Raw genomic sequence first — 20652 nt, forward strand, 5'->3', positions numbered from 1 at the left:
CTCTTCGCAGTTAATCGCCAAGATCCGGTTCATCTAAAAAAATTTCTTGTAAATCATTTAAAAATTGTAAGCCTAAGGCTGTCGCTTGCAACTGTTGAAGGTTGTTTTCTAATAAGCCTTTTTCGATAGCCAGATTCATCTGGGGCAAAATTTGCGTGATTTCAACTCCAGTTCGATCGGCAAAATAATGACTTGGTACACCATCAATTAAGCGCAGTGCATTGAGCATAAATTCAAAAGGTAGTTCTGACCCTTGCACGACCCTCTCTTCAATCAGGGCTTTACTGGGGGAGTAAATATTTTTTAAATAGGTTTCTGGGTGCCGCTCTTTGACAGTTCTTAAAATCTGATTCGCAGAAGAAATTTTGCCATGGGCTCCAGCCCCGATCCCTAAGTAATCGCCGAAAGCCCAATAATTCACATTATGTTGACAGCGGGCATTCGGTTTGGCAAAAGCTGAAATTTCATAGCGAGCATAGCCACCCTTATTTAATTCTTCCAGAAGTTGGTCTTGCATATCGTAAGCGGTATCTTCATCCGGAATCGTGGGCGGGAATTTTGCAAAATAGGTATTGGGTTCAATCGTTAAGTGGTACAAGGAAAGATGCCCTGTGTCATAACTCAAGGCTTCTTGTAAATCAGATAGTGCTTGCGAAGGAGTTTGCCCTGGCAGAGCGTACATTAAATCGATATTCACTTTTGGAAAATAGTGTTTCGCAAGCTTAATCGCTTCTCTGGCCTCTTCAGCCCGATGAATTCTGCCTAGACGACTCAAATGTTCATCATTAAAACTCTGAATACCTAGGGAAATACGATTGACACCACTAGCAGCGTAAGAAGCAAAATTAGCGGACTCAACGGAACCTGGGTTCGCTTCTAAAGTAATTTCGATATCTGCATCCATGGGAATGCGCGCTCTGATAGCCGCTAGCAGATAATCAAGGTTGGGTCCAGAAATAAGACTCGGAGTCCCCCCACCAATGAAGATGGAACGAATTCTTCGGCCCCATACGAGAGGTAAGGAATTTTCTAAATCTAAAATTAAAGCTTCAATATAAAGTTTTTGCGCCTCAGCAAACTGATCTTGTGCCGGCGCATTATGGGAATTAAAGTCGCAATAAGGACATTTTTTTTCACACCAAGGAAAATGAATGTAGATCGCCAAAGGGGGCAGGGAGGTTAGCTGAGTAACTGAGGACTTAGTCTGTGCTTTTTTTAGCCAAACGACAGGTTGTTCAGGAATGAGATTCATGAAGTTGATCGATCAATCAGAGCTTGAATAAGCAGTTCAGTTGCTAAGGCACGATGGCTCATGATATTTTTTAATTCGAGTGAAATCTCTGCTGCTGTTTTTTCAAACGGAGGGAGATAAAAGTGACAGTCGTAGCCAAAACCACCTGTGCCACGCGCTTCATCGATGACCTCTCCACGCCACTGCGCACTCACAATAATTGGTTCAGGGTCATTTGGATTTCTAACCAGTACAAGTGCACAAACATAATGCGCATTTCGGTTCGTCACGCCTTGTAAATTCTGAATTAATAATTGGTTATTTTCTTGATCAGTTGCCCCAATTCCAGCATACCTGGCTGAGAAAATGCCGGGCGCATCATTTAACGCTGTTACACAAATACCCGAGTCATCAGCTAATGCTGGCAATCCACTAGCAAGGCTTGCGTGCCTTGCTTTGGTCAGTGCATTTTCGAAAAAAGTCGCAAAAGGTTCCTCAGCAGGGGGGATTTGTAAATCACCTTGGGGAAGAACCGTAAGTCCTAATGGATTTAAAAGTCGAGAAAACTCAGTAACTTTGCCTTGATTATTACTTGCTAAAACTAATTGATCTGACCCTAAAAATTGGGTCATCAAATGCTTGTCTAGTTCTGTTTGCATAAGTTACTTCGTATTGAAGGCTTCCTTTTGAATTTCTACTAAACGTCCAATACTGTTTGAGCCTAACTCTAAAAGTTGTAAGAGTTCTGCTTGTGAGAAAGGATATCCCTCTGCAGTACCTTGAATTTCAACAATACCACCTTTACCCGTCATGACGATATTCATATCTGTATCACAGGCTGAATCCTCGGCGTAATCTAAATCGGTGACAGGCACTCCTTGATAGATACCAACTGAAATGGCGGCAATATGATCGAGGATAGGGTCTTTGGCAATCAGACCTTTTTCAAGAAGTTGATTCACCGCATCCCTGGCTGCAACGAAACCACCAGTAATAGAGGCAGTTCTAGTGCCACCGTCAGCTTGAATTACGTCACAGTCAATATGGATTGTTCTTTCGCCCAATAGTTTTAAATCAAAGACACTTCTTAAAGATCTACCAATTAAACGTTGGATTTCTTGAGTACGACCAGATTGTTTGCCACGAGCCGCTTCCCGATCATTACGGGTGTGTGTTGATCTTGGCAACATACCGTATTCAGCAGTAACCCAGCCTTCCCCTTTACCTTTTTGGTGAGGTGGAACCTTTTCTAGAACACTGGCAGTGCATAAAACTTGCGTATCTCCAAACGAGATTAATACTGAACCTTCAGCATGTTTCGTAAAGCCACGCTGGATTTGTACTTTTCGTAGTTCATTATTCAGTCTTTTGCTAGGTCTATTTGAAGTTGTCATGGTTATTTCAGTAATTAAAAGGAGTGATTGTAGTGTGCCTTGCACAATTTTATTGATTTTAATACCATTGGACACACAACACTTTACAATAATCCAATGATTAATAGCATGACGGGATTTGGGGCTTACCGTCACCCCTTAATTTTGAGAGCCAAGAATCACGGACAAGTTCATTTTGAACTGCGGTCTGTGAATTCTCGTTTTTTAGACATTACTTTTAGAATGCCGGATGAACTGCGTTTCGCTGAGCAGGCTATTCGAGAGATGATTGGTAAAAAACTCAATCGAGGTAAGGTTGAAATTAAGATTTATATCCAAAAAGAAGCTGATTCATCTGGGCAAGATACAAATAGTAAATCCCAAGAGCAAAAATTAAATACCCAACTCATTCAAAGCTTAAAAGCAACAGAATCTTTGATTTTAAAAGAATTACCCGGCTCAAAACCTTTATCCGTTAAAGATGTTTTGCTATGGCCTGGTGTCATGATTCAAGAGGAATTAGATCAGGACGCGCTATTAGAAGTTGTGCTGTTAGGACTAGACGAGGTCTTAAAGCTTTTTATGCAAAGCCGGGCGATAGAAGGAAACGCTTTAAAAAATGTAATTTTAAACAAAGTGGATCAGATGGATGCGATGATTCTGGAGATTGAACCTTTACTGCCTAAAATCATTCAAACTTATCAGCAGAAATTATGCGAAAAAGTATTGGCGGTATTGAACGGCATCGACCAACAAGGACGTAGTTTTAATCACGAAGACTTATCAGACCGAATTCGTCAAGAAGTCGTCTTATACGGCGTTCGGATTGATGTTGAAGAAGAAATTGCTCGCTTGAAGACTCATTTCCATGCCGTTAGAAATACTCTGGATAAAGGCGGGCCAGTTGGAAAAAAATTAGACTTCCTGATGCAGGAATTACAAAGAGAAAGTAATACCCTCGGTTCAAAATCAGTTCATCAAGAAACGAGTAATGCCTCGATGGAATTAAAATTACTCGTTGAACAAATTCGTGAACAAGTGCAAAACTTGGAATGATCCAGTGAGGAGCGAATAATATGAGTTACAGTGGCAGTATGATTATGGTCGTAGCCCCCTCAGGTGCAGGTAAATCATCCCTAGTGGCAGCTTTGATGGCCACAGATCCTGCCCTGACTTTGTCAATTTCTTTTACTACTAGAAAACCTAGACCCGGTGAGACAAATGGTGAGAGTTATTACTTTATTTCTGAAACAGAATTTTTACAACGTAAAGATAGTGGCGATTTTCTAGAGTGGGCTCTCGTACATGGTAATTATTACGGAACATCGAAGTCCTGGATTTTAGAGAAAATGCAACTTGGTCAAGATGTGATTCTTGAAATTGACTGGCAGGGCGCTCAACAAATTCAACGCATCGTGCCACAAGCTACTTGGGTTTTTATATTACCGCCATCCATTGCAGTTCTCGAAGATCGTTTACGTAGACGGGGTCAAGATGATGAGAAAACGATCGAGAAGAGATTAGCTGCAGCCCATGCAGAGCTTAGTCATTTAGAAGAGGCAGATTATTTAGTCGTCAATGAAGTGTTTGATAACGCACTTTTGGAATTACGCCATATAGTTTGTGCAAGCAGGTTAAGAACTCACCAACAAGTCAGTAAGCTCGCTCATTTGGTAAGTGAACTTCAAGGTTAATAAGGTTCTAGCTCAATTTAGCGCTGTTTAGAGTAGAATGTAAGTTATCACACCCTTTATTCTATTTAAAGATGAGGGTCAATTAAGAATTAGGATTCATATCATGGCAAGAATTACTGTTGAAGATTGTTTAAAAAGCATTCCAAATCGTTTTGATTTGGTACTTGCAGCAACCTATCGTGCTCGTCAATTGGCACAAGGTCATACACCGCGCGTTGTATCGAAGGACAAGCCTACTGTGATCGCCTTGCGTGAAATTGCCGCTGGTATGACAGATCGGGATATGCTCTCTAAAGTACCTCTATAAGGAGTGCTCTCGTGGGGGCAAGTCCGTCATCCACTATGATGAAAGATACATTGCTAAATATCCCTGATTCCAACGGGATTATTGCTGCAATGTTGGAGAAGTCTAGTAGGCATTTATTTGGACCGACTTCTGCACCCCTTCAACCCCCCAAACTTCAAGTAATCAGCATCGCGGATTTAACTGCGAAACTCAATTATTTGACTGCTGCTGAGTTAAAGCTGGTTAAAAAAGCATTTCATTTTTCTGATGAAGCCCATTTAGGTCAGTACCGTCAAAGTGGTGAGCCTTATATTACGCATCCATTAGCGGTCGCCGAACTTTGCGCAGAATGGAAGTTAGATGTTCATTCCATCGTTTCTGCATTACTTCATGATGTGATTGAAGACACGGGTCGAACCCATGCAGAGTTAATCGAAATCTTCGGTCCTAAAGTTGCTGAACTAGTAGACGGCCTAACCAAATTAGATAAACTTGAATTTCAAAGTCATGCTGAAGCCCAGGCTGAAAGCTTTCGTAAGATGTTTATGGCGATGGCCAAAGATATCCGAGTAATCCTCGTTAAACTCGCTGATAGAACTCATAATATGCGAACTTTAGGGTTCATGTCTCAGTCTAAAAGACACCGGATAGCAATTGAAACAAGTGAAATTTATGCTCCTATTGCGCATCGCTTGGGGCTAAATATGATTTACCGAGAACTTGAGGAATTGAGTTTTCACAATGCTTGGCCAATGCGCTCTGAGGTACTCAAAAAGGCAGTTAAAAAGGCACGTGGCAATCGTAAAGAGACCGTGAACAAGATTTTGGAAGATGTGCGTAAATGGTTTGATAAAGCTGGTCTTCAAATCGATATTTATGGACGTGAAAAAAGTCTTGCCAGTATTTATCATAAGATGAAATCAAAGCATTTGAGTTTTCAAGATGTTTTAGATGTTTATGGATTTCGGGTAATCGTTGCGACGAACGATGAATGTTATCGTGCGCTAGGTATTTTGCATGCCATGTTTAAGCCCATGCCCGGTAAGTTTAAGGATTACATTGCAATTCCAAAACTGAATGGTTATCAGTCTCTACATTCGACGATGGTCGGACCCTTTGGTATGCCAATTGAGTTTCAAATCCGTACCAAAATTATGAACCAAGTCGCAAATGCGGGTGTTGCTGCACATTGGGTTTATAAAGACGGCAAAGAAGAAATGTCTGAAGTCCAAAAGCGCGCTCATCAATGGCTTCAATCGTTAATTGATTTAGAAGATGCGAGTCACGACTCTCAAGAGTTTTTAGAGCATGTGAAGATTGATCTCTTCCCTGACTCTGTTTATGTATTTACCCCCAAAGGTCATATTCGAGGATTACCAAGGGGTTCCACTGCTCTTGATTTTGCATATTCTGTGCATAGTGATTTAGGCAATAATTGCGTAGCTGTCAAGGTGAATGGAAATCAATTACCTTTGCGTACGGAAATTAAAAATGGGGACATCATTGAAGTCATTACTGCCCCTTATTCACACCCTAATCCGACTTGGTTGACTTTTGTAAGGACTGGCCGTGCCCGCGCTGCAATTCGTCATGCATTAAAGACGAAGAGCCTTGGTGAGTCAATTCAATTGGGTGAAAGACTACTTTTACAAAGTTTGCGACATCAGGAGGTCGATCTTGGTCTCATTTCTGCATTAATTTGGGAAAAAATTCTCCACTGGACGGGTGCCCGTAATCGTCACGAAATTTTGAGTGATATCGCCCTTGGTAGAAGATCTGCACCAGTGCTGGCCAAGCGGATTGAGTTATTCGTCGAAGAAGAGGTCGGTAATCACCAACAATTACGCTTAGACAAGCAAGACTGGGATGAGAAAGAGCTAAGTGCCAAGCAAAATCATCCAGTGCTCGTAGTGGACGGATCTGAAGGAATGTCTGTGGCATATTCTACTTGTTGCCACCCAATTCCAGGGGATACGATTATTGGTTATTTGGGTAAAGGTGAAGGTCTACATATTCATACGGATGACTGTAGTTATTTTAGAAAAGCGCATCGCAAAGACCCTGATAATTGGATTGAAATTAACTGGGCGCCTGAAGTCCATCGAGAGTTTGAAGTGCCTCTCAGAGTCGATGTGACTAATCGAAAAGGCGTCTTAGCTAAAGTCGCTAATAGCATTACTACTGCAGATGCCAATATTAATCACGTTAGTATGGATGATAGCTTTTCAGAGTCTTCAGCAACCATCAAATTTGGAGTACAAATCAAGGACCGAGTCCATTTAGCCCGAGTCATCCGTACTCTAAGGCATAACTTAGATGTGGTGCGAGTGGCCAGAACAAAAAGCCATTAGTACATAATCTCTACGTAAACCACATCTAGAATCTCTAAAGTCTGCTGACCATCAGGGGTTTCTAAAACGATTTCGTCACCGATCCGTTTTTTTATCATTGCCCGAGCGATGGGAGAAATCCAACTAATTAAGCCTTTTTCGATATTGATTTCATCAACACCAACGATGCGAATGGTTTTTTCCTGGCCATCTTCAATATTGCAATAAGTAATCGTGGCTCCAAAAAAGATTTGATCAGTACTTTCCCGAATAGCGGGATCTACAACTTCAGCAAATTCTAGCCGTTTATTTAAAAATCGAATTCTTTTGTCAATTTCTCTAAGGCGTTTTTTCCCGTATTGGTAATCCCCATTTTCAGAGCGATCCCCATTACTAGCAGCCCAATGAACAATTTTTACAATTTCAGGTCTTTCTATATTCAGCAAATGAAGTAATTCTTCACGAATTTTTTCGTATCCAAGCGGTGTAATGTAGTTTTTTGTTTCCATCTATGGCATAATAGCAGGCTACGCGGCTGTAGCTCAGCTGGATAGAGTACTTGGCTACGAACCAAGGGGTCGTGGGTTCGATTCCTGCCAGCCGCACCATCAACTTAAAGGGTCTTGCATCACTGCAAGACCCTTTATTTATATGGGTTTGAAAGAATAATTCAGTATCTTGTGCTGGTTATTTAGTGAAATATCGCTTAAATATTGAATAATAAATTATCGTTAAATAATTTATGGACTTGGCTTTGGCATGGTTAAATCACTGAGTTGGATCAAGGTTCGATAAAATTTGGGGGTGATTTCTAAGCAAACCACGCGATTATCATCATGGCCATCAATGAAAGTAATCCAACCAGACTTAAAAAGTTCACGTAAATAAGTTCTTACAGTATTTTCTGCGTAAGGGACTGAGTTGTAGATTTTTTTTAATGTGATCACTTCATCTTTTGAAGTGAGTAAGATGATATGCATAAGTATTTCTATACTTGAAACTGATGAACTGACTGGAAAAGTTTGGTGAAAAATCCGAATAGATTCAATAAGAGTTTTAGTATGTAAATTTATGTAGTATTGATTAGGCATAAGATATTAATGTTCTTTTAATCATCATATCTGCGAAATTACAATATAAATAAATTTTATATTCAACTTTTGAAGTTATATTTTTGAGGTAAGGGATTTCCTCAATTGTAAAAAATGATTTACTTCTAAAATCAATATCCAATATGAAGGATTCCTCAATTAGAAATTACTTCTTTGCTTGATATCCTATATTAATAAAGAGTTTTTTGAGGATCATCAGGTCGAATAAATACTAAAAAAAATACTTTATTCATTAATTACCTTAAATCTAAAAAAAAATAATTTGATGAATTTGTAAATTTAGCCGTAGTAATTGAAGTTAATTCACATTCAATTTTTTGTGTATTTATTTTTGACTAAAAATGAAGCAGCCTGTAAAGCCCTTAAGGATATTTTCAAGCGTCTATAGCCACCACACTTGTTCTTTAAAAGCGGTGCGGTGACGGTTTAATTAAAAAGTAGGAGAAGTCTGACAAATAATCAGACCTCTGTAGGATGAATATTAGGTAGATTGATATTTTTGGAACGAAATGTTAAAACCTATGCCAACCCGAAGAACAACAGCTCAAATTAGTGCCCATCTATTATCCCGTTTAAAAGATGTGGCAAAAGAAAGAAATCTTCCTTTGTATGCTTTATTGGATGAGGTAGTGAGTGATTATTTGAAAATTTACACTCAAAATCAAAGTAATCAGCCCTCTTATAAAAACTCAAAAAGTAGACCTGCCATTCATCAGTTATTAGACTTAAAACCACTAACAGGTAAAAATAAATGGTTTACTACTGGAATTGGAGCGGTAGGTTGGGCTTTATATACCTTGTTGGTTGATTGACCAAGAGGATTTCCTAAAAACCATAAGGAAGTGGAGAGCAGGCCACCACTTCCCTTGGTTCAATCATTGAAAAATACTAATCAAAAATCAAGTCAAGAATTTAATTAAAGAAACATTTTATCCAGCTGATTCAGATATTTCAAAGGATTCTTGTATTGGTGGAGCATTCAAAATTGTTACTTGCTCCCCAAGTTGTAAATACAAATTCAATATCTTGACCTGCTTGGTGTAATGTAAAAATTGAGGAACTTGAGAAACTTGTTCAGTATTTTCAATAGAGTCCAGCGCTGAGGGATACAAATTAGCACATAACTCCAACCATAATGACCAGGCTGCTGCACTAATTTCACGGTATGCTTCAAACTGTTTTCGTGTATGAGGGATTTCCTTTATAAGTTGAGTGACAAAAGTTTTTAACTCATTCTCACCTTCATCACTGCCATCCATCATTTTTTCAAGATAGTCTGAAAATTCTAAACGATGTAAATATTGGTTCCTGAAGGAAACACTTAACTTGTTCTCAATAAAATAATATAACCAATGGACTGATTCATTGAATGCATCTAATTCTCGTGGGGTATTGTGCAGTAAAGAAATAAGGATATTGGATTCAATTGAGGGATGGGCATTGATAATCGCAATCTTACAAAATTCATAATCTTTTACTTTATCAGGGACAAAATTCCAAATTTTAGGTTTAGAACTTTGGATTGCGATCGAATGGTAATTGATCGAAGAAGAACCACTTTTTACTTGTAAATTTTTTAAACGACGTATCGCCAGAATAATCAAATCTTGTGAGATGAAATGGTTCGGAATTTCATCTAATTGAATGCCATTAGCTTTAAATCCATCAAAAACTAACTCTTTAGTTAAAAAGGATTTAGGCAGCAACGTTAATGTTTGTGGATGTTTTAGGTATGAATTTCTGATAGTACGATGTTTTAAAAGCTCATCAATCAGCTCGATTGGTGAAAATCGTAAGTTTTCTATATGCCTAAGAATAAAGCGCTTACAGATGTCGAAGGATTTAAATTCATCTGGAATGTATTTAAATTCACTAGGATTTTTTTTAATAAAAGTTTTAATTAAACGCTCAGTAATCAATTCATTTGGCACAAACTCCAAAAATGGATTTGGTGTATTCGATTGTTTAATTACTTTATTCACTAAAGATTTATTAATAAAATGCTTAGGGACAAACGCAAGAAGACTTTCGTTCAGACTAAGAGCTTCTTTACATAACTCGAGTGTTTTGAAATCGCTGGGGATAAATTGCAAAGCCGCTGGATATTGATTACAAAAATCCTGGCTTAGAATTTTTTTGGGGATGTATCTAAATTGATTAATATCTAGTTGCAGTGCAAATTCACAAATGATTAAAGTTCGAAGGGCCGTCGGGATATCTTTTAAAGAAATAGCATTCGCGTCAGTTGTAAGTGAGGCAAGACAGATATCTTCGGTTAATAGTTTGGGGTCAATTTTTTGGTAAATCTCCTTACCACTTATTTGGCATGCATCTTCCAAAAATGTATCTGATTTAATCGAGTCTGGTATTAAATCAAAGGGGATCATTTGCATCTGAAATCCAGCGGCATATATTTCAGGAGTCAAATAATGTCCTGGAATATCTTGGATTGCTCCATCCTCACTGAGGAAAAATAGGACGAGTGCTTGGGCTGACGGTGAGCTAGGTAAAAAGTGCTGTGAAGTTAAAACCTCAAGCACATCTGATGGAAGCAGTTCTGGAATGATTTTGGTATTTTCTAAAAAGCCACCGCGTTCAGAGGCTAATAATAAATCATATTCAAGATTGGACCAGTCTATATCTACATGGTTTATTTCGCGATTGCGGGGGATATCTTTGATCAGATAATCTTGAATTCCCCAGCCAATATAGGAACTTGGATAAAAACGTTGATTTTTGTACCGAACCGCTTTTGCATAAGTACATTTTTCAACAAACCAAATTAGGTCAAAGTTATAGCTGGGAAATTTATTTGATAACTCGCTGAGCTCTTGCATGGCAGAGCGATTCTCGATGAGGAACTCAAAACGTAGATGGTCACCTACTTTACAAATATCATGAGGATCAAGACCTAACTCATCAATAATAAAATTAGTAATAACACGATGTTGTTTTCCAGGTGAAACGATAAGACGATTAAAAAAAGTTACAGACATAATTACTCCAGTGGCTTGCGCCTATCTAAGTTAATAAAAAATCAAACTAGCCAATTTAATGACAATAGTTCGACAAGATTTGAGTGGGTAATACGCTCTATGAAGTGTGAGTTAATTGAAAAAGTGAATTCCGGGGAAGGAATAAATTGCTGACCATCAAAGTAAAAATAATATCGATCCTCTTTAAGAATATCGGCAAGTCGCTCTAAAAGTAGGATTGACTTTTGTGCAAATAAACTAATGAGGTGAGATAGATCATCTATTTTTTCTCTGACAAAGTGACGAAATTGGTTCTCTAAACTGGTATGAGAAATAATTGTCTCGACGGTCGAAACGGCTAGATACATTAATAAAAAACTGCTTAACAAATTTGCTCCTTTCGATGCTATTTGGATATGGATGGTTGATATTCATTCGCATTAAAAATTCCTTAAATTAATTAAAAAAATAATCTGCCTCAATAGATCTCCTTTGATCAAATCGGATTAGTAGGATCAGTCAAGAGCTATGACACAGATATACAAATTACTACTTGTTACGAACTGGATTACTGACTTCAGTTCGAATAACCATTCTAGGAAACATCAATCCCTAATTAAAATCAGTCTATTTTTGGTAGGCGAGAAAATCGATCCTGTCCTTGATAAATATTTCAGATTCTTCAAAGTCTTACCCGTTAAAGCACAAAAGAGATGCTTTAAAAATATCAATAAGTTGGTTAATAAAAAGTTGCTATATAAAAATCGTTTGTAAGATAAACATCTGCTTTATTTAAAAAAAAGGACAGCTTGTTGAGAATTAATTTCATCATGACAATCAATAAATTTATGGAGTATTTCAAATTCACTATTAGAAAGAGTGAACGAAAAAGAGTTTAATCAGAAATTACCCAAGCGCATTGCAAGACATCAATCTTTTTTGGTAGTGTAGATACCGAGAGTCTCTGCGCAGTTTAAAAGTGGCTTCAGCTCAGAAAATGCAGAGGGTGTTGTTAGATAGATAATGCTTTTTGGGAGGCAAAAAAATCCCCGCCTCATGGGGCGGGGATGGTGTTCAGACTTATTAAAAAAATTGTAGGACTAATTTGTTTCTTTGATTTTATTGTCGATAATAAACTTACCCCAAGTATCCATTTGCTTATCTAAGAAGGGGTTAAATACTTCTGGACCGCCGGCAACGATATCAATACCTTGATCGTCTAGTTTTTTAGCAATGTCCGGACGTTTTAAAACAGCAACCATCGCAGCATTCATTTTTTGTACAATATCCTTTGGTATTTTGGCTGGAGCAATAACACCCCACCAAGCTGGAGCATCAAAGCCTGGGAAGCCACTTTCAGCAATAGTGGGTACGTTTGGTAACTCTGGTGTTCGTTTAGGGCTTGTGACCGCAAGAGGTACGACTCGATTGGAGTCAACATGCGGTTTAATTAAATACAAGGAACCTACTGCAAGTTGCACATGACCAGCTAGAGCATCAGCCATCATTGGACCACCGCCGCGATAAGGAACATGGGTCCATTCAAATTTTGACTTTTGAGCAAGACTAGCCATGGCTAAGTGACCAAGACTGCCGGTACCGATAGAGCCGTAATTGGATGGTTTACCGGCTTTTGAGTCATCGACTAATTGTTTAAAAGTAGTGATTCCAGATGCTTTACTAGCAGCAATCAACATTGGAGAGGTACCAATTAAGGTTACATGTGCGAGATCTTTTTTGGTGTCATAAGGTAGTTTTTCTTTTAATGCTTGATTGACACCGTGTGTGTCAAAGACCACGCCAAAAGTATAACCATCGGGTTCTGCATTACTCACAGCAGCTGTACCGATAACACCTGAAGCGCCTCCAATATTTTCAACAATCACATTTTGCTTCAGTTGTTCTTGTAGGGCAGGAGCAATGACACGTGCAACAGCATCCACAGAGCCCCCAGGTGGAAAAACGGCAATGAGGCGAACAGTTTTCTTGGCAGGCCACTCTTGGGCAAAAGATTGCACGTACAGCATAGAACAGAGAAGACCAATGGTTGCTACAAAAAGCTTCTTCAACATAAGAGCTCCAATTTAGGGAAGCAATACGGAATCATTGAATGCCTACGCAGAGCGTATTCAGTGAGGAAGTATTGTTTCGGGTTGATGAAAAGAGTTAAAACGAAATGATAACTTTAACATTATGGGCATTGAGATTAACCACAATATACCTACTAAAAATAAGCCAAGACTAGTTATGGGTTCGATTGCGCCGAATTGTGAACCAGAATAATATGCGATGGGTCCAAAAATACCACCAAGAACAGCTGCTAACAGATATTTCTTCTTTAGCCAAGAAAAAGAAGCACCAAAGGAACTGGCAAACGCTGCCCACAGAATTGTCATCCACCAAGGTTGGTAAAGATTAAAGGGGTAAGAGTTGAGGTTTTTAAATACAACAAACGAATGCTGTAATAAGATCGTGTCGACTAAAAACCCGAGGAGTAAGCAAGCCAAAATAAACAAGGTAAGTCCTTTTTTATCTTGACTCCAAATATAAATGCAGCTCACATAAAGCAAGCCCGCAATACAAGGCAAGTACCAAATTTCACTTGCAGCGCCATAGGCACATGCAAACCAGACGATTTGAAAGCCAACAATACTAAGAATCGTTTTTAACAAAGGAAGCCTTATTCTTTCTGAAAGGATAAAGTAACTTCGCCAAGATAGATTCCAAATTTACTCATTTGAGCTTTATTGAGCATCACCTTTGAATCAATTAAGTACATCCAATCGTTAAACTGCACTTCAATTTCTTTGCCCTCAACAGGCAGTAATAGGGTGTAGGACCAGTTTAAGGCATTACCTGCGGACTGACCCAAAGCACTACCCTTTACATCCGCAGCAGTGCCAATGAAGGCATTATTAGCGCTTTGTTGAATGGTCCAAATACGCTTTTGAGTGGTGCCATCGGAATAAAGAAAGGATTCATCTAATGTACCGGTTTTTACACCATTGATGTCTTTCCAGTCGCATAAAATGTCGACTGTAAAGCGTTTGACTACTTTGCCACTCCGGTCTGTAAAGATACCGTAGCCTTTGACTTTGCCATTGAAGTAGTCTGATAACGCTAAATTAGGTTTTTCGTTCGCGTATTGTTCAATGGTAGGGCCAGCGCAGGAGCTTAACAATAAAGAGAAAAGACTAACAAAAAAAACTTTTTTCAAAAGACCCATTGGTAATTTAGCCATCGCATACTCCACAGTTGTAAATCGATTATTGAAGCCTAACTCACTATAACGATTTTATTAGGGTTGAGGAAATTTTTCTTTTTTAGTAACGATTTGCCAAAACTTAGTAAAAGAAGGACAGAAGGTTTCTGGATCTGCCAAGAAGCGCTCAATTGGATGAATCACCGTATCGTTAGTTTTAGTTAGTTCGTCAAGCAAGATTGCATATTCTGGATTAAAAGTATTTTGGACATCAATACGCATGGTTGAGCGTTTACTAAAAAAAGGCAGGAGTATTTCTTCTAAATCACCTAGTACGATGACATCACATAGTTGAGACATTCTATTTAGAACAAAATCCCAACGCTTTTCAGACCAAGGAAATTTTTCATGAAAAGTAAGATGGATAATTCCTAACTGAAATTTTTCGTCCGATTTGGCCTTTAAATGCCATGGGTGAATCAAACGAAGTTGATTACTTTTGGTCATTTCAAATTGCTTTAAATCAGTCATTACTGAGTACTTTTTTGATAACGCGTCGCTAGGCCTTGACTGTAGTAGGGGTATTTCTTGCTTAGATAGTGGCTTTAGACTGTTCTTTTTAAAGGTTTGATTTGAACGAGCGATGACTTCTAAGGCGTCATAAGATTGATCGAGCAGTGAGCCTGAGCAATGCCACTCAGGCGGTGCAAATTTCGCGACATTCTCAGCATTAAATAAATAAGGCTTATTGCTAAAAGTACTAGCAACCCATTGCCAAGAAAGATGGTTGGAAGCTAAATCACCGTCGAGTAAATAGCCATACATCCAATCGGCGCAGGTGCGCCAATGGATTTTTCGGAAATGGATGAGGTAACTAGCGAGCCACATTCTGGCATGGTTATGCAGATAACCGTTCTCATATAGCTCACTAATCGCTAGATCGATTGGCGCAAGTCCGGTATTCATTTGCAATACATCTTCCGGCATTGTGTCTTGATAGTTGACATCCTGAAGGGGTGGTCGAATATCTTGCAAAATATCATCCCCCAAATGTCCCCACACATGATAGTAATATTCACGCCAGCCTAACTCTGCATAGAGTTTATGTTGAGGCGTTAAGCCATGTTTTCTTTTTAACTGGGTTACGATATTTGGCATGGTTTCAAAGCCATGGCTAATATATGGGGATAAATAGGTGACAGAACCAGTCAGATAGTTGCGACTGGTTTCGTAAGTTTGGATATTAACTTGATCCAACATCTGCCCAAAGTTTTTTATTTCAGGATTAAATTGCATGGGCTTTTCTTTTATGAATTGGTAACATTTACCAGAGAATAGTAGAGCCATCGTAGCTCAAAAAGATCGATGGTGAAGTTGTTGGGACTTGCCCTAGGGCCTGCAACATTTTAAGGGCGGCGTCCTCTGGTGCTTGACCGGTTTTTTCCCCACCAAATGGTTGCGAGAGGCGACTATTAACGGTCCCAGGGTGTAATGCTACGAGGGTTGTTTCTGGGTAAGTACGGCGAATTTCTATGCCTGCAGTTTTAATGAGCATATTTAAGGCCGCCTTCGAGGCACGATAACTGTACCAACCCCCTAAGCGATTATCTTCGATACTCCCGACTTTGGCTGAGATACAAACGAAGAGAGACCTTTTTTTACTTAATAAGCGGTGAAAGTGTTTAATCACTAAGGCTGGGCCAAATGTATTGATTGCAAAGACCTTTTGTAAGTAATCTAGGTTGAGTTGATCTAGTTTTTTTTCCGGGATGATTGGCGCCTGATGCAAAATGCCCGTAGCTAAAATAATTAAATCAAACGGGCCTTTTGATTCGAGAACAGAGCTGGCGTGTTGAATCGACTCTTCGTTTGAAATATCAATCGAGATCTCGCTACTTCTAGAGATACCCATGACAAGAGTGCAGTGAGGGTCGCTTTGCATCGCTTTTACCAAAGCACTCCCAATAGCACCATTCGCACCAATAACGAGAGCTTTGTAGGCTGTCCCTAAATTCTCTAAGATAGCCATCAATTAACCGATTTAAACTTCTAAAACCGAAATTTTCTCAAGTTTGGAACGTGGATCGCCTTGGATATAACGAGCAATATAAGCTGCGTTCGTCTGGCATGGAATCTTGGCATAAACTGTGTGGCCAGCACCAGGAGCAACTTTAATCGGCTCTCCATTGAGATTCCACAATTCTTCAATCACACAATCCGTATTACCATTTGGCTCAATCACTTCAACTTTATCACCTACTGCAAAGCGATTTTTGACTTCAATCTTGACACCTTTAACGGGATCAACTTCTAATACATTACCGACATAAATACTTCTGCCAGAAATAGAAAATCCTTTTAAATAGTTTTGATACTCATTGTCATGGTGACGTTGGTAAAAGCCGTCCGTATAGCCACGATTGGCAAGGCCTTCTAAATGACCTAATAGCACCGGATTAAATGGTCTACCCGCTGCAGCATCTTCAATGGCAGCACGGTAGGATTGGCAAGTTCTCGCCACGTAGTAAGGAGACTTTGTACGACCTTCAATTTTGACTGAGTCAATACCCATGGCAGTGAGTTTTTCAATATGCTCAATCGCTCTTAAATCTTTCGAATTCAGAATGTACGTGCCGTGCATGTCTTCTTCAATTGGCATTAAAGCATCGGGACGATTACCTTCTTCTAATAAGTAAATATCGCCTGTCGCATCTTCAGATCCTGGATAAATTTTATAATCCCAACGACAAGAATTCGTGCAAGCGCCTTGATTAGGGTCGCGGTGGTTAAAGTAGCCTGATAATAAACATCTACCAGAGTAAGCAATACACAGAGCACCATGAACAAAGACTTCTAATTCCATTTCTGGACAGTCTTGGCGGACTGCATCGATTTCATCTAAAGATAATTCGCGAGATAGGATGATTCTGGTTACACCGACTTTATGCCAAAAACGCGCTGCAGCACCATTTACAGTATTAGATTGAACCGATAAATGAATTGGCATATCAGGCCAGTTTTCTCTAACCATCATGATGAGGCCTGGGTCCGACATGATCAAAGCATCAGGTTTTAATTCGATGACAGGGGAAATATCTTTAATAAAAGTTCTGACCTTACCACCGTGAGGCAAGACATTGGAGACTAGATAAAATTGTTTACCCAATTCGTGTGCATGGTTAATTCCTTCTGCGAGGACATTGATGTCACCGAAATCGTTATTTCTAACGCGTAAGGAATATCGAGGCTGCCCAGCATAAACGGCGTCAGCGCCGAATTCAAAAGCAGTTTTTAACATGGCAAGGCTGCCAGCGGGAGCTAAAAGTTCAGGTTTTTTCATAAACGTGATTTTAAACCTTTTAAGGCAAAAATGCCTACTTAAGTAGCCTAAATCATGAAAAAGTACCTGAAAATCAGCTTAAATCAACAAATACTCGACCTTCTTTGACCTGAATGGGGTAGGATTTCACTGGTTTTGAGGCGGGCTCACAAGTAACGCGACCGTCACGAATGTCAAATCTGCCTTGATGAAAGGGGCACTCAATATCAAAGCCCTCTAAAAATCCATCCGATAACAGCGCATTGCCATGCGTACACAGGTTATCAGTGCAATAGATTTCACCATTCACGCTATACACGGCAAGATTTTTATCGGCTATTTCAACGCGGACGACTTCACTTTCAAAAGTATCGTCGAGGGACATTAAATCAGTAAATTGTTCGGACATAAAAGTTTAAAGTTCGTTGATGTTGGATAAGAGCATTTTAGCTTGAGATTTGATTGCAGCTAAATCTTCTGGAGCCATTTTCTTTAAAGTCACGTAAGACATCCCAATTCTCGGATTACTCGCTAATTGATCTTGATGCCTATCAAAAAAGTCCCAATATAAGGAATTCATTGGACAAGCATTAGCACCGATTTTGGCTTTCCAATCATAGTGACAGGTTTTACAGTAATCACTCATTTTGTTGATGTACGCAGCACTCGAGACGTAAGGCTTGGTTGCTAATAAGCCGCCATCTGCAAATTGACTCATCCCTATCGTGTTGGGTAGCTCTACCCATTCAAAAGCATCAATATAAATGCCTAGATACCATTCGTGAACTTGTTTTGGATGCAGCCCAGCCAATAGAGCAAAGTTACCCGTAATCATGAGGCGTTGAATATGATGCGCATAGGCATGTTCGAGTGACTGTTTTATCGTCACAGAAAGGCACTGCATTTTGGTTTGCCCTGTCCAAAACCAAGGGGGTAAGTCTTGGGTGTTACTTAAGTAGTTTTTATCTTCATAACCAGGCATCTGTGACCAATAAATACCTCTGATGTACTCCCGCCAACCTAAAATTTGCCGAATAAATCCTTCTACTGAAGTCAGTGGTGCATGACCTGCTGCGTAAGCACTTTGGGCACGTTCAATGACCTCAGTTGGATGCAACATCTTTGTATTCAGGGCAAAGGATAAAAAGGAGTGGAATAAACGCCAGGCGTGTAAGGTCAGGGCATCCTGAAAATCACCAAAGTAGGGCAGGCGGTATGTGATGAAATGATCTAAGTCTTTGAGCGCTTGCGCACGACTGGTTGGCCAGCGATAATCTTTTTCTGACGGGTCACCAAAAGTCTTAATCTGCGCATCTTGAATTTCTTGCCAGATTACAGAAAGATCTTGCGAAGCCCGATGATCATTTGGCTCTGGTGGTTGACCTTTGTAGGGTTTACGATTTTCGGCATCAAAATTCCATTTGCCGCCTAATGGCTTTTTATTACTGTCCATGAGGATGTTGGAACTAATTCTCATTTTTCGATAGAAAGTTTCCATCAGCCATTTTTTTTGACCTTGAAAAACTTCAGCGACCTCAAAGAGCGTCGTTAAAAAATGCTCTGCAGTCACAACCACTGAGGGGATTGTTAAGCTTTGCGCATACCCTTTTAACTGCGCGTCTAAGCGGTATTCATCTGGTTCGATGTAAGCAAATTTTTCGTATTGGTTTTCTTTCAGAACCTGATCAATCCAAAAAGTAAGATCATGGTTTGAGAGAGTTTTACCAATGGGGAGGTAAATAACGTGATGACCTTGTTCTTTTAATTCCTCAGCAAATTGACGCATTGCTGCAAAAATACCTAATACCTTTTGGGCGTGGTGCAGAACATAATCAGTTTCTTGGCGAATCTCAACGAATAAATAATGAGTATTAGCATTTATTTTTTCAAACCAAGAATGTTGTTGATTCAGTTGATCGCCAAGAATCAGTCTTAAAGTTTTCATGAGTTTGAACTTTTACGGCAACGATCGGAGCAGTACTTGACAGACTCCCAGTCGCGTTCCCATTTTTTTCGCCAAGTGAACGAGAGGCCGCAATGGACGCAAAGCTTGGTTGGAAGATTTGATTTTTTTATCATTTTCATTAGGAATCCATTTTACTTTGCTTTAAAAGAATTTTTTTGAGCTCTCAATAAAGACTAAAATGATTTTCAATTTATGGATGAATTAATAAATAATCAACAAGCCTTGAGGCGTGAAGGATCTTTTCTAGATGGCAATCAAATCCGTAGTTTATAAAGTAAATATTGGCATCGCCGATATTGATCACGGCTATTATGCTGATCATGCCTTGACGATTGCCAAGCATCCCAGTGAAACTGATGAACGGATGATGATTCGTCTATTAACTTTTGCCTTGCAGGCCTATCAACTCGATGCGATGTGTAATGGCGACGCTGTGATAGCGTTTGGACCGGGTTTATCGGACGCGGGTGAGCCAGATGTTTACATCAAAGACTACACAGATCAGTTTCGAGTGTGGATTGAAGTGGGTCAACCGGACGATCGAGCAATTATCAAAGCAAGCAATAAATCAGAAAAAGCGTTTGTGTATGCTTACCAACATGCCTCACACGTATGGTTTAAAAATATTGAAAACAAGTTAACTAGGTTGCGTAACTTAGAAATTTTTTATATTGAAGATGCACTTTCTGCTGAGCTAGAGTCCATGGCAAAACGCTCCATGCAACTGCAAGCAACCATCCAAGAGGGTCAAGTCATGTTTAGCGATGGCGAGCGCTCCATCGACATTACACCCATTAAATGGCTTTAGAAATATTGGTCTTTTATCTTCAACACTAAAATGATGCTTGAAAGAATCAGAGTAATCACGTTTGCAATGAGAACTGGCCAACTCTCAGTGGAATATCCATAGTAAATCCACAGTACTACTCCAAAAGTAAATAATAAGTACATATTTAAAGAAATACTCGACAAATCCTTGGATTTTAGTGCTCGATATGTTTGCGGAACAAATGCCACAGTTGTTAAAAATGCCGCTAAGTAACCAATTATTGAATTTGACATAATTTGTTTAAAGTATATAAGTATTTGATTAATTAATAAATAATATTAATACTGTTAATATTGTAGTTGATAATAAATTAACTGTTATTGACATCGAGTAAA

At 39.3% G+C, this 20652-nt stretch carries 23 protein-coding genes and 1 tRNA gene; 7 read left to right on the top strand and 17 right to left on the bottom strand.

Features of this window, described 5'->3' with window-relative positions; translation table 11 throughout:
- Positions 1-10 precede the first annotated feature (10 nt).
- The 3 genes from hemW to rph are packed head-to-tail and all read right to left on the bottom strand — an operon-like array spanning position 11 to position 2625.
- On the bottom strand, positions 11-1252 hold the full coding sequence (hemW, locus tag AOC35_RS01310) for a radical SAM family heme chaperone HemW (RefSeq protein WP_108645408.1): 1242 nt from the start codon (positions 1250-1252) through the stop codon (positions 11-13).
- Positions 1249-1890, bottom strand: a complete 642-nt coding sequence (gene rdgB, locus AOC35_RS01315) for an RdgB/HAM1 family non-canonical purine NTP pyrophosphatase (protein ID WP_245898391.1) — start codon at positions 1888-1890, stop codon at positions 1249-1251. The genes hemW and rdgB overlap by 4 nt, the downstream gene beginning before the upstream one ends.
- 3 nt (positions 1891-1893) lie before the next feature.
- Positions 1894-2625 carry a ribonuclease PH gene (rph, locus tag AOC35_RS01320; protein WP_108645409.1) on the bottom strand — a complete coding sequence of 244 codons (732 nt, stop codon included), beginning with the start codon at positions 2623-2625 and terminating at the stop codon, positions 1894-1896.
- 96 nt (positions 2626-2721) lie between these two features.
- Between rph and AOC35_RS01325 the strand changes: the two genes are divergently transcribed.
- The 4 genes from AOC35_RS01325 to AOC35_RS01340 all read left to right on the top strand — a co-directional run bounded on the left by AOC35_RS01325 (position 2722) and on the right by AOC35_RS01340 (position 6935).
- Positions 2722-3660 carry a YicC/YloC family endoribonuclease gene (locus tag AOC35_RS01325; protein WP_159077424.1) on the top strand — a complete coding sequence of 313 codons (939 nt, stop codon included), beginning with the start codon at positions 2722-2724 and terminating at the stop codon, positions 3658-3660.
- A 20-nt stretch (positions 3661-3680) separates the two neighbouring features.
- A complete protein-coding gene (gene gmk, locus AOC35_RS01330; protein ID WP_108645411.1) occupies positions 3681-4298 on the top strand; it encodes a guanylate kinase in 618 nt (205 codons plus the stop codon).
- A gap of 103 nt (positions 4299-4401) precedes the next feature.
- Complete coding sequence (gene rpoZ, locus AOC35_RS01335; protein ID WP_108645412.1) at positions 4402-4605, top strand: DNA-directed RNA polymerase subunit omega; 204 nt, start codon at positions 4402-4404, stop codon at positions 4603-4605.
- A gap of 35 nt (positions 4606-4640) precedes the next feature.
- Positions 4641-6935, top strand: a complete 2295-nt coding sequence (locus AOC35_RS01340) for a RelA/SpoT family protein (protein ID WP_108645413.1) — start codon at positions 4641-4643, stop codon at positions 6933-6935.
- Here AOC35_RS01340 and greB read toward each other — a convergent pair.
- The gene (gene greB, locus AOC35_RS01345) at positions 6932-7423 is read right to left on the bottom strand and encodes a transcription elongation factor GreB (RefSeq protein ID WP_108645414.1); all 492 of its coding nucleotides are present in this window, start codon (positions 7421-7423) and stop codon (positions 6932-6934) included. The two genes, AOC35_RS01340 and greB, sit on opposite strands and share 4 nt — an antisense overlap.
- Before the next feature lie 22 nt (positions 7424-7445).
- On the opposite strand from greB, the gene AOC35_RS01350 reads away from it, so the two are divergent.
- Positions 7446-7522: transfer RNA gene (locus tag AOC35_RS01350), tRNA-Arg, on the top strand.
- A gap of 132 nt (positions 7523-7654) precedes the next feature.
- Here the strand turns inward: AOC35_RS01350 and AOC35_RS01355 are convergent.
- Positions 7655-7894 carry a helix-turn-helix domain-containing protein gene (locus tag AOC35_RS01355; protein WP_108645415.1) on the bottom strand — a complete coding sequence of 80 codons (240 nt, stop codon included), beginning with the start codon at positions 7892-7894 and terminating at the stop codon, positions 7655-7657.
- Positions 7895-8535: 641 nt separating this feature from the next.
- On the opposite strand from AOC35_RS01355, the gene AOC35_RS01360 reads away from it, so the two are divergent.
- The gene (locus AOC35_RS01360; protein WP_108645416.1) at positions 8536-8838 is read left to right on the top strand and encodes a hypothetical protein; all 303 of its coding nucleotides are present in this window, start codon (positions 8536-8538) and stop codon (positions 8836-8838) included.
- A gap of 117 nt (positions 8839-8955) precedes the next feature.
- Here the strand turns inward: AOC35_RS01360 and AOC35_RS01365 are convergent, their stop codons facing one another.
- The 11 genes from AOC35_RS01365 to AOC35_RS01420 all read right to left on the bottom strand — a co-directional run bounded on the left by AOC35_RS01365 (position 8956) and on the right by AOC35_RS01420 (position 19607).
- The gene (locus AOC35_RS01365; RefSeq protein ID WP_108645417.1) at positions 8956-11022 is read right to left on the bottom strand and encodes a DUF4116 domain-containing protein; all 2067 of its coding nucleotides are present in this window, start codon (positions 11020-11022) and stop codon (positions 8956-8958) included.
- 41 nt (positions 11023-11063) lie between these two features.
- Positions 11064-11390, bottom strand: a complete 327-nt coding sequence (locus AOC35_RS01370; protein ID WP_159077425.1) for a hypothetical protein — start codon at positions 11388-11390, stop codon at positions 11064-11066.
- Between the two features lie 711 nt (positions 11391-12101).
- Positions 12102-13073: a tripartite tricarboxylate transporter substrate binding protein gene (locus tag AOC35_RS01380; RefSeq protein ID WP_108645420.1), complete on the bottom strand. Its 972-nt coding sequence runs from the start codon at positions 13071-13073 to the stop codon at positions 12102-12104.
- 57 nt (positions 13074-13130) lie between these two features.
- Positions 13131-13673 (bottom strand): DUF2878 domain-containing protein, encoded by a 543-nt coding sequence (locus tag AOC35_RS01385; RefSeq protein WP_159077426.1) that lies wholly within the window; start codon positions 13671-13673, stop codon positions 13131-13133.
- An 8-nt stretch (positions 13674-13681) separates the two neighbouring features.
- The gene (locus tag AOC35_RS01390) at positions 13682-14242 is read right to left on the bottom strand and encodes a DUF3833 domain-containing protein (protein WP_245898392.1); all 561 of its coding nucleotides are present in this window, start codon (positions 14240-14242) and stop codon (positions 13682-13684) included.
- 57 nt (positions 14243-14299) lie between these two features.
- Positions 14300-15499, bottom strand: a complete 1200-nt coding sequence (locus AOC35_RS01395; protein WP_159077427.1) for an FAD-binding domain-containing protein — start codon at positions 15497-15499, stop codon at positions 14300-14302.
- Positions 15500-15527: 28 nt separating this feature from the next.
- Positions 15528-16232, bottom strand: a complete 705-nt coding sequence (locus AOC35_RS01400; protein WP_108648662.1) for an SDR family NAD(P)-dependent oxidoreductase — start codon at positions 16230-16232, stop codon at positions 15528-15530.
- Positions 16233-16244: 12 nt separating this feature from the next.
- A complete protein-coding gene (locus AOC35_RS01405) occupies positions 16245-17543 on the bottom strand; it encodes a peptidase U32 family protein (protein ID WP_108645423.1) in 1299 nt (432 codons plus the stop codon).
- 73 nt (positions 17544-17616) lie between these two features.
- Positions 17617-17931: a non-heme iron oxygenase ferredoxin subunit gene (locus AOC35_RS15630; RefSeq protein ID WP_108645424.1), complete on the bottom strand. Its 315-nt coding sequence runs from the start codon at positions 17929-17931 to the stop codon at positions 17617-17619.
- A 6-nt stretch (positions 17932-17937) separates the two neighbouring features.
- Entirely contained in the window at positions 17938-19467 is a 1530-nt protein-coding gene (locus AOC35_RS01415; protein ID WP_108645425.1) for a cryptochrome/photolyase family protein, read from the bottom strand.
- Positions 19464-19607 (bottom strand): DUF2256 domain-containing protein, encoded by a 144-nt coding sequence (locus tag AOC35_RS01420; RefSeq protein WP_108645426.1) that lies wholly within the window; start codon positions 19605-19607, stop codon positions 19464-19466. The genes AOC35_RS01415 and AOC35_RS01420 overlap by 4 nt, the downstream gene beginning before the upstream one ends.
- Before the next feature lie 128 nt (positions 19608-19735).
- On the opposite strand from AOC35_RS01420, the gene AOC35_RS01425 reads away from it, so the two are divergent.
- Positions 19736-20296, top strand: coding sequence for a YaeQ family protein (locus AOC35_RS01425; protein ID WP_108645427.1), 561 nt, complete (start codon positions 19736-19738; stop codon positions 20294-20296).
- Here the strand turns inward: AOC35_RS01425 and AOC35_RS01430 are convergent.
- Positions 20293-20550, bottom strand: coding sequence for a SemiSWEET transporter (locus AOC35_RS01430; RefSeq protein ID WP_108645428.1), 258 nt, complete (start codon positions 20548-20550; stop codon positions 20293-20295). The two genes, AOC35_RS01425 and AOC35_RS01430, sit on opposite strands and share 4 nt — an antisense overlap.
- Positions 20551-20652: the final 102 nt, after the last annotated feature.

The organism is Polynucleobacter rarus, assembly GCF_003072505.1.
Taxonomy (GTDB): domain Bacteria; phylum Pseudomonadota; class Gammaproteobacteria; order Burkholderiales; family Burkholderiaceae; genus Polynucleobacter; species Polynucleobacter rarus.